2 protein-coding genes and 1 pseudogene are annotated in these 1,765 nt (G+C 71.1%); 2 read left to right on the top strand and 1 reads right to left on the bottom strand.

Annotation, left to right across the window (positions count from 1 at the left end):
* On the top strand, positions 1-916 hold a 916-nt coding region (locus L995_RS08035), incomplete at its 5' end, for a sulfite oxidase (RefSeq protein ID WP_047470818.1).
* 94 nt (positions 917-1,010) lie between these two features.
* On the top strand, positions 1,011-1,358 hold the full coding sequence (gene sorU, locus L995_RS08030; RefSeq protein ID WP_047470816.1) for a SorU family sulfite dehydrogenase c-type cytochrome subunit: 348 nt from the start codon (positions 1,011-1,013) through the stop codon (positions 1,356-1,358).
* 13 nt (positions 1,359-1,371) lie between these two features.
* Here the strand turns inward: sorU and L995_RS08025 are convergent.
* Positions 1,372-1,765: pseudogene (locus L995_RS08025) on the bottom strand (class I SAM-dependent methyltransferase); the annotation flags it as partial.

The following is a 1,765-nucleotide window of genomic DNA, read 5'->3' as shown; positions in this document are numbered from 1 at the left end:
CGATGCCTGGCAGCTGCAGGTGGAGGGCGTGCGCCAGCCCCGCAGCCTCAGCGTGCGCGAGCTCAAGTCCCTGGGCCTGGAGACTGTGGCCATGGTGCTGCAGTGCTCGGGCAATGGCCGGGCCTTCTTTCCCAGCAAGCCCAGCGGCACGGCCTGGACCGTGGGTGCGGCCGGCTGCGTGGTCTGGAGCGGCGTGCCCGTGCGCGAGGTGGTCAAGGCCCTGGGCGGCGTGGCCGACGGCGGCCTCTACATGACCGGCACGGGCGGCGAGGTGCTGCCTGCGGGGCTGGACCCCAAGAGCGTCATCGTCGAGCGCTCGGTGCCGCTGTCGGCCATGGAAGACGCGCTGCTGGCCTGGGAGATGAACGGCGAGCCCATCCCGCTGGCCCATGGCGGGCCGCTGCGCCTGATCGTGCCCGGCTACACCGGCGTGAACAACATCAAGTACATCAAGCAGCTGGCCTTCACGCCGCGCGAGAGCGAGGCCCACATCATGTCCCACGGCTACCGCATCTCGCCGCCCGGCAGCAAGGGTGACCCGAGCCAGCCCTCGGTGCAGGAGATGAGCGTCAAGTCCTGGATCAACTCGCCCCTGCCCGAGGACGGTGGGCAGGCCGCCGGCCTGGTGCAGATCCACGGCGTGGCCTTTGGCGGCATGGATGCCGTCAAGGGCGTGGAGGTGTCCACGGACGGCGGCAAGAGCTGGCAGGCCGCGCGCCTGGTCGGCCCCGACCTGGGCAAGTACGCCTGGCGCCAGTTCGTGCTGCAGGCGCGCCTGCCCAAGGGCACGCATGTGCTGGCCAGCCGCGCCACCGACGCGCGCGGCCGGGTCCAGCCCGAGACGCGCGGCGAAAACCAGAGTGGCTACAACAACACCAGTTGGGCCGACCACGCCGTGACCGTCACCGTGGCCTGAACACGGCCCGCGCGCTCATCCCGCCCCCTTCTCTTCACCCCCGTCACCTCCCGCACACGGCGCCAGACCGTGGCGGGCCCGTACCCCCATTGCCATGTTCACGATGAAACACCTGATCCACACCGCCCTGCTGGGCGGCACTTTGCTCGGCAGCGCCCTGCTGTGCGCCCCCGCCTTTGCCGATGAAGCGGCCCAGATGGCCCTGGGCAAGAAGCTGTTCGCCACGGCCACGCCCGCCTGCGCGCTGTGCCACACGCTCAAGGACGCGGGTGCCGAGGGCGCCATCGGCCCCGTGCTCGACGAGCTCAAGCCCGATGCCGCGCGCGTGGCCCGTGCCCTGCGCGACGGCATAGGCGCCATGCCCTCATTCAAGGCCACGCTCAGCGAGGCCGAGATCGCCGCGCTGTCGCTCTACGTAAGCAAGGCCAGCGCGAAGAAGTAGGCGGCACGGCCCCTCACCGCCGTTCCTGCAGCTCCCGCAGGGCCTTTTCGTAAGGCGTTTCCTCGGGCTCGGGAACATGCACCACGGCCTCGCCGGCACCGCCCAGCGGCATGCGGTAGACCCAGAGGCTGTGCCGGCCCGGTCCCTGGCGCTGCCAGGAGGGCTCCACGCCGGGCAGCGCAAAGTCCAGGCTGACCAGCCAGGCGCCCTCAGGCAGCTCCGTGGCGGCCTTGACGGCTGCACGGCCCATGCTTTCAGGGCGCTGGAACAGGTAGACCATCTGGTAGCCGCTCCAGTCGGCCAGCCAGATATCGGCGCGGCGCACACGGGCCCAGGGGCAGCGCAGCGCGCACAGCCAGCGCAGCGGCCAGCTCCACTCCATGCCGTTGAGCCGCGCCTGCGGGTAC

Source organism: Delftia sp. ZNC0008, from assembly GCF_000799035.1.
In the GTDB taxonomy this organism is placed as follows: domain Bacteria; phylum Pseudomonadota; class Gammaproteobacteria; order Burkholderiales; family Burkholderiaceae_C; genus Comamonas; species Comamonas tsuruhatensis.
This window is presented reverse-complemented; position numbering and strand designations above follow the sequence as displayed.